Source organism: Corynebacterium sp. (assembly GCF_030532195.1).
GTDB lineage: Bacteria > Actinomycetota > Actinomycetes > Mycobacteriales > Mycobacteriaceae > Corynebacterium.
This window is the reverse complement of sequence record NZ_JAUNLP010000004.1, coordinates 224,497-231,495: the sequence shown is the minus strand read 5'-3', so window position 1 is coordinate 231,495 and position 6,999 is coordinate 224,497. Positions and strand designations below refer to the sequence as shown.

The window sequence follows — 6,999 nt, the reverse complement described above, 5'->3', positions numbered from 1 at the left end:
CCCCCCCACACGGGAATGAATATCACAGCACCGCCTGCACGATGACAGCTGGTGTTGCACAATTGTCTGTACAGCAAGGGGGAACTTGCCATTCAAGGAGCTTTTAGGGGGATTAAAGCCATGGCACCGTCGTCTCAGTTGCCGGGTTCAACAGCGAACTCGGCTCACTTTCCGCAGCACTACCAATTTTCATCCAAAGCACCTGCTCAGCATCATGCGCAGGCATCACGTCCCGCTGAGCAGTTAGAACCTGCCGCTGGGTTTTCGCTTCTCCACACCATTCACATTGGCGGAATGCCGGAATTCTCCAGTGCGCACTCCACGCCCGCTACTACTTACTCCGCTGTGGCAACGATGCCCGCACCACAGTCGGTCGAGCCAAGCCCACCGCACACCCAGCGGGCTGAGGGGTCGCCGCCAGCACCACACGTCGTCCAGCACTGTGACCACGAACTTCGGCGCGAACTCGGAACAATCACTGCCCGTGTCTTCGACATCATCGGTGGACGCCGACGCATCAACGATCTGCGTCGCATCGACATCGACCCCATGATTCACGCCGCTGTCATCACTCTGGCGAAAAACGCGAGCCTCAAGGGGGTCTCGCTACAGTCGTTCCACGCCAGCGTGTCATCGGATGGCAAGAAGGTGGAGTTTCTCGGCAGCTGCCGTGTCGGACCTCGAGCGCGGGCATTCACAGGAACTTTCCGCCGTCGAACAGCAAAAACGCGGCCATGGGTCATGACCGCGTTTCGTGTGCTCTAGCTTAAGGGCGCTGCTTAACGACGGCGCTTGCGAGCCGCCTTGCGGCGCTGTGCACGGTTGCCCTGCGGCTCCTCATCCACGCGCTGCTGCTCTGCGCTGCCATCTTCATTCGGGCCGGAGTACGTCATCTGAGCCTCCTGAGCCGACGATGCCTCAGATGGCAGTGTGCCGGTTGCCTGTGCATCCTGGCCACCCTCAGACTCAGCGGTTGGCATAACCTGCTTACGCAGCAGGAACAGCTGTCGGACAGATTCTTCCTGGATGCCGTCCATCATGGCGGTAAACATGTCAAAGCCCTCGCGCTGGTACTCCACCAGTGGATCTGCCTGTGCCATAGCACGCAGGCCGATGCCCTCCTTGAGGTAATCCATCTCGTAGAGGTGCTCACGCCACTTTTGGTCAATGACGTTGAGGATGGTGAAGCGCTCGATGTTTCGCATCTGCTCTTCGCCACCGATGTTTGCAACTGCGGCCTCCAGCTGGTCGTAGCTGGCGGAGATGTCCTCGTGCAGTGCCTTGGACAGTTCCTCGGAGGTCAGATCACCCGGGGTGCCGTAGTCAGAGCTATCGATGAGCTCCTGCGCGGTAAAGGTCGGTCCGTAGAGGGACTCGAGTGCATTCCACAGCTCGTCGAGGTCCCAGTCCTCAACGTAACCCTCAGCGGTCGCACCGCCGACGTAGGCATCGATGACGCTGGACTGCATATCGCGCACCTGCGTCTTTAGATCCTCGCCTTCGAGGATGCGGCGGCGCTCAGCGTAGATGACCTTACGCTGCTGGTTCATGACCTCGTCGTACTTCAGAACGTTCTTACGGATTTCGAAGTTCTGGCTCTCCACCTGAGTCTGAACACTCTTAATGGAGTTCGAGACGACCTTGGAGTCAATCGGAACATCGTCCGGAACGTTCAAGGTGTTCATCAGGGCTTCCATGCGCTGGCCGTTGAAGCGAACCATCAGGTCATCTCGCATGGACAAGTAGAAGCGAGTCACACCTGGGTCGCCCTGACGGCCGGTACGACCGCGCAGCTGGTTGTCAATACGACGCGACTCGTGGCGCTCGGTACCGAGGACGTAGAGACCGCCGGCTTCACGGACCTTGTCGGCCTCTTCCTGCGACTGAGCACGAACGCGCTCAATCTCGCTGTCCCATGCCTCTTCGTACTCTTCCGGGGTCTCCACCGGGTCGAGACCGCGAGCACGCAGGTTCAAGTCAGCGACGATATCCGGGTTGCCACCCAGCACGATGTCAGTACCACGACCTGCCATGTTCGTTGCCACGGTGACGGCGCCCAGGCGGCCTGCGACGGCAACAATCTCAGCTTCCTTGTCGTGGTGCTTGGCGTTCAGCACAGAGTGCGGGATACCTTCGCGCTGCAGCAGCTTAGACAGGTACTCGGACTTCTCCACCGAGGTGGTACCGACCAGGACAGGCTGTCCCTTTTCGTGGCACTCACGGATGTCCTCGACGACAGCGGCAAACTTCGCCTCCTGCGTCTTGTAAATCAGGTCAGGCAGATCCTTACGCTGATTCGGGCGGTTCGGCGGAATCGGCATCACGTTGAGCTTGTAAATCTGGTGAAGCTCAGCGGCCTCAGTCTCAGCGGTACCGGTCATACCGGCCAGCTTGTCGTAGAGGCGGAAGTAGTTCTGGAGGGTAACGGTTGCCAGCGTCTGGTTCTCGTTTTTAATCTCCACCCCTTCCTTGGCCTCAATCGCCTGGTGCATGCCCTCGTTGTAGCGACGTCCGGAGAGAACGCGACCGGTGAACTCGTCGACAATGAGGACCTCACCATTGCGGATGATGTAGTCCTTATCGCGGGTGAACAGCTCCTTGGCCTTGAGAGCATTGTTCAGGTAGCTGACCAGAGAGGAGTTCTCCGGTGCGTAGAGGTTGGAGATACCCAGCTGGTCCTCGACGAACTCCACGCCCTCTTCGCGAATACCGATGGTGCGCTTGCGGTCATCGACTTCGTAGTGAATGTCACGCTTCATACGCGGGACAATGCGAGCGAATGCCAGGTACCAGCTCGGGTCACCATCAGCCGGGCCGGAAATGATCAGCGGTGTACGGGCCTCGTCAATAAGAATCGAGTCAACCTCATCGACGATGGCGTAGTGGTGGCCACGCTGCACCAAGTCATTGAGGGAATGCGCCATGTTGTCGCGCAGGTAGTCGAAGCCGAACTCATTGTTCGTGCCGTAGGTGATGTCGGCTGCATATGCCTCACGACGTTGATCCGGGCTGAGGTCCGACAAAATCACGGAGGTCTCAAGCCCCAGGAAGCGGTGAACACGGCCCATCCACTCGGCATCACGCTTTGCCAGGTAGTCATTGACCGTGACAACGTGGACGCCCTTGCCCTCAAGTGCGTTGAGGTATGCCGGCAGCACACAGGTCAAGGTCTTACCTTCACCGGTACGCATCTCGGCGACATTGCCGAAGTGCAGTGCTGCACCACCCATCACCTGTACGCGGTAGTGCTTCTGACCGAGCACACGCCAGGAAGCTTCGCGCGCTGTGGCGAAGGCATCAAGCAACAAATCATCCACATCAGCGCCATCGGCCAGCTGCTTTTTAAACTCGTCGGTCTTAGCACGGAGCTCATCGTCCGACAGAGCTGCGTACTCGTCTTCCTTGGCGATGACCTGATCGGCAATATTGCCAAGCCGTTTTACGGCTCGCCCTTCACCAACGCGGAGCAATTTGCTGAGCGAAAACACTAAATTAGGACCTTTCCGGCCGATTCATTCCGACTTTTAATGTGCAACGGTTAATTATACGACGAACCCGCCTCCCCCACTAAGGGAAGACGGGTTCAGTTGTCGATTACGCCTTACTTGGCGTCATCATCAGCCAGTTCAATCAGACCGTAGTCGAACGCGTGACGGCGGTAAACCACGGACGGACGAGACGTTTCCTCATTAACGAAGAGGTAGAAGTCGTGGCCGACGAGCTCCATCTCGGACAGAGCGTCTTCCACCGACATTGGGGTGGCCGAGTGCTGCTTGGTGCGCACAACCTGGCCCGGAAGTACGTCCTCCACCAAATCCTCGTACGGATCGGCCTTTTCAGCCTTCTTGTTCTGATCCTCTGCCTCAGCGACCAGCGATGCGGTTGCCTCACCGACGGACATCGGAGCACGGTGACCGGAGCGGCTGATCTTACGACGAGCCTTCACCTTGCGCAGGGAGCGCTCCATCTTACCCAGAGCGGACTCCAGGGCTGCGTAGAAGCTGTCTTCCTTGGCCTCGGCACGAGCCAGGTGGCCCTTGCCGGTAGCGGTGATCTGAATACGGTCAGAGCGATCTGCACGGCGTGGATTCGGCTCATGCTGGAGCTCAACGTGGAAGAAGGTCAATGTCGGGTCGAGGCGCTCAATCTTCGCCAGCTTCGCCTTAACGCGGTCTGCGAAGTGCTCTGGAACCTCAACGTTGCGCCCGGTGATGGTCACCTGAGCGTTCGGGCTGAGTACCTCGTTGTTGTCAGCAGGTGTGGACACTTGCTACCTACCTCCCGGTATGGCCACCGCCCTTCCGTGAGCGGGATTACTCACGGCGTCTACGGTGACGAGTCTTACTGCACCTCCAGGATACAGTCGCGGGGGTAACCAATGCCACGTACCCCTCGTTAAAGGTTCGCTTATCGACGGCACCTGCGATTCCTACGCTCTTGCGAGTACCAAAACCGCGTCGAGTCGCACCCCGACAGACGCTGCTACGAGCTCAGTTTCCGCTGCCGTGGCCCCTGTTGTGGCGACATCATCGACCAAAATTACCGTGGCTTCAGCGCAGTGTTTGCGCAGTTGAGGACTTATTCCTGCGCGATACTTCACAAATGGAACAATCTGTCCCGAAAGATTCCGGCGTCGCTGTGCCGCGCCCAACTCCGCCGAATCGCGCGTGTGCTCATCGGTAAAGACCAGGGGCAATACCGAAGTTTGGGGCAGCTGCGACGCTGCATAATCGCAGGCAACGGTAACGGGATCCCCACCCCGCTGTCGTCGTGATGAGGGCCGTGTCGGCGCTGGAATCAAAACAATGGGGGTAATTTCCGGGGGCATTATGGTTCCCTCGAAAGCTAGCCTGCGCACCGCGGCAGCGAACACCGCTCCCATTATTCGTCGTGCATCACCACTGCCCCGCTCCTTCGCGGAGAGAATTAGCTGCCGCCTGGCACCGGAATATGGGCCACACACCCAGGCTGCCGCACGCACACTCGCCCGTGGCGAAAACCTCACCGGTGGCTGCTGCAGCTCGTCCTTGCAGGCTCTGCACAACGGCCCGGACCGGCCACATCCCGGGCAGGACTCCGGTACTACGAGACCGGTTGCCTCGCGGGAAACGTCGTAAAGCGCACGCAGGACATCACGCGAAGACTGCCCCCAGCTGACCATTTGTTATTCCACGGACACCGGAGCCATGCGCCCGCGTGCGCCATCTACGCGACGCCAGAATTCCTCTTGTCCCTCGCTGGAGATTAGCTCGAACAGACCGTTGGTATCCAGCGCATAGCGCTTTGACGAATTAGCTGTGACCACGGCGATTGGCGGGCTGAGGTTGGTCTTGGGCAGGACGGAAGTCGTCGCGCCGTCGGGGAAGACGGTGAGCATCGGAGTCTCCCCACTGTAACCGCCGACGGTGATTGTCTGATTTGCCGACCACGTCAGCGACAACGGCGAAATGGCCTCGGGCAACGGAATCTGACGACGATGCGTTAGCTTCCACGGACTGTCCTCGCTGCGCTGGATGGTAGCGATGTGGACTTGATCGCCGATGATCATTGCGGCTTGGGTACCCGATGGGTCGATACGGAATTCGGATATGCGCATTGGCTCACGGCCGGTGAGTTCATCACCTTCGAGCAGGTCGTCGAACTCACTGACGTCGACCTCTTCCTGCTGAATTTGTGGCGAACCAGATGGACGTACCAGACGCATGACCGTGGTTCCGTCCTTCACTGTCCACACTGCCGCCGCATCGGGCGACCATGTCGGACGCGACAGGCTTTCTGCGGTAAGAACTGGTACGGATGTGTCCTTGGGACCGCCGAGCATCAACGTGGACTCGCCACGATTTTGCACGCTAGAGCGACCGTCGAGACTGGAGCGGAACACCGCCGCGATGAGGTCATTGCCCGTCGCGTCGACTCCCACCGCGGCAGACGCCACGAAGGTGTTGCCGCTAGCGCGCCATCCCTGGCCAACCGGTTGCGAACGGCCATCGACGATTTCATAGATACCGCCGCGATCGACTGTGCGCAGACCCGCGCTATCGGCGGGAAGATGGTTAGGGTCAAAGAGCTGGATAACGTCGGTGTCCTTGGTCCACGGTCCCTCATGCGTCGGCACCAGTGGTTTGCCATCGGCCATGAGAATCCACGGTCCCGGCAGCACAGCCATGTCGAGTGTCCAGACAATTTGCGCAGCAAGCATGACACGCAGCTCTTCAGAGACATCGCCCAGGCCAGTGATTTCGACCTTTCGCCCCTCCGAACTAGTGACAGGCACCGCCTCGACGGAAATGGAAGCGTTGGGGCCAAGCACCGTCGTCACACCGGGCACAAGTGGCGCGGAAGGACCATTTTTCAGCTTGGTCAGAAGATTAGTCGCGCCATCGTTAACACCGCGGTAGAGCCAGCGACGGTCGGTGACCAGGTGGTTTCCTGCCGGGTCCAAGAAGTAGAGATTGCGGGGGCGATTATTGTCCAAAAATGCCTGGCGCTCCATGACCGCACCATCTGGCAGTGAGGAAATACGCCACTGACCGTCGTCGCCAAGCGTCATCTCAACGGTTTCTTCGAAGTCACCGGACTGCGGCTCATACGCCCCATCGGTGCCCAATTGGCCGACCGTGGCACCGCGGGCAGTAAACGTTTGGTGCTTCTTCCCACCCGAAGTCTGCGAAATCAGATTGACACCATCGAGGATGCGAGCCTTGTCCAGAGGCTTCCAGCTGGCCGCTAATTCTGGAGTCATAAACGCGCGCATCGCCTGGAAGTCATCGATGGGGTGTGCAGCAGCGGCAAAGAAGTCACGCAGGATAACATCCGCGTTCACGTTTGGCCGCGGTTGGGGAACCTCAATGTCTACCTGAGGCGGTTGGAACGGCCGTAACACTTGTGGCGTGGTATTTCGCGGGATAGTTGTACATCCCGCTGCGGTGCCCAAAATGACCACGGAGCTAAGCGCGGCGAGTTTACGCATTGAGCGCCGAAGCGCAGGTTGCTGTAGGT

Annotated in this window: 5 protein-coding genes; 2 read left to right on the top strand and 3 right to left on the bottom strand. The window is 59.1% G+C overall.

Going from position 1 to position 6,999, the window contains the following annotated elements:
• The first annotated feature begins 120 nt into the window (after nucleotides 1-120).
• Nucleotides 121-765: a hypothetical protein gene (locus Q4E11_RS06445; protein WP_303164561.1), complete on the top strand. Its 645-nt coding sequence runs from the start codon at nucleotides 121-123 to the stop codon at nucleotides 763-765.
• A gap of 14 nt (nucleotides 766-779) precedes the next feature.
• Here Q4E11_RS06445 and secA read toward each other — a convergent pair whose 3' ends face one another.
• Both secA and raiA read right to left on the bottom strand, forming a co-directional pair.
• The gene (gene secA / locus Q4E11_RS06440) at nucleotides 780-3,488 is read right to left on the bottom strand and encodes a preprotein translocase subunit SecA (RefSeq protein ID WP_303164559.1); all 2,709 of its coding nucleotides are present in this window, start codon (nucleotides 3,486-3,488) and stop codon (nucleotides 780-782) included.
• Nucleotides 3,489-3,601: 113 nt separating this feature from the next.
• Nucleotides 3,602-4,267, bottom strand: coding sequence for a ribosome-associated translation inhibitor RaiA (gene raiA / locus Q4E11_RS06435; RefSeq protein ID WP_303164558.1), 666 nt, complete (start codon nucleotides 4,265-4,267; stop codon nucleotides 3,602-3,604).
• A gap of 562 nt (nucleotides 4,268-4,829) precedes the next feature.
• Between raiA and Q4E11_RS06430 the strand changes: the two genes are divergently transcribed.
• Nucleotides 4,830-5,117 (top strand): hypothetical protein, encoded by a 288-nt coding sequence (locus tag Q4E11_RS06430; RefSeq protein ID WP_303164557.1) that lies wholly within the window; start codon nucleotides 4,830-4,832, stop codon nucleotides 5,115-5,117.
• A 47-nt stretch (nucleotides 5,118-5,164) separates the two neighbouring features.
• On the opposite strand, the gene Q4E11_RS06425 is transcribed toward Q4E11_RS06430, so the two are convergent.
• A complete protein-coding gene (locus tag Q4E11_RS06425; RefSeq protein WP_303164555.1) occupies nucleotides 5,165-6,823 on the bottom strand; it encodes an LpqB family beta-propeller domain-containing protein in 1,659 nt (552 codons plus the stop codon).
• Between the last annotated feature and the right edge of the window lie 176 nt (nucleotides 6,824-6,999).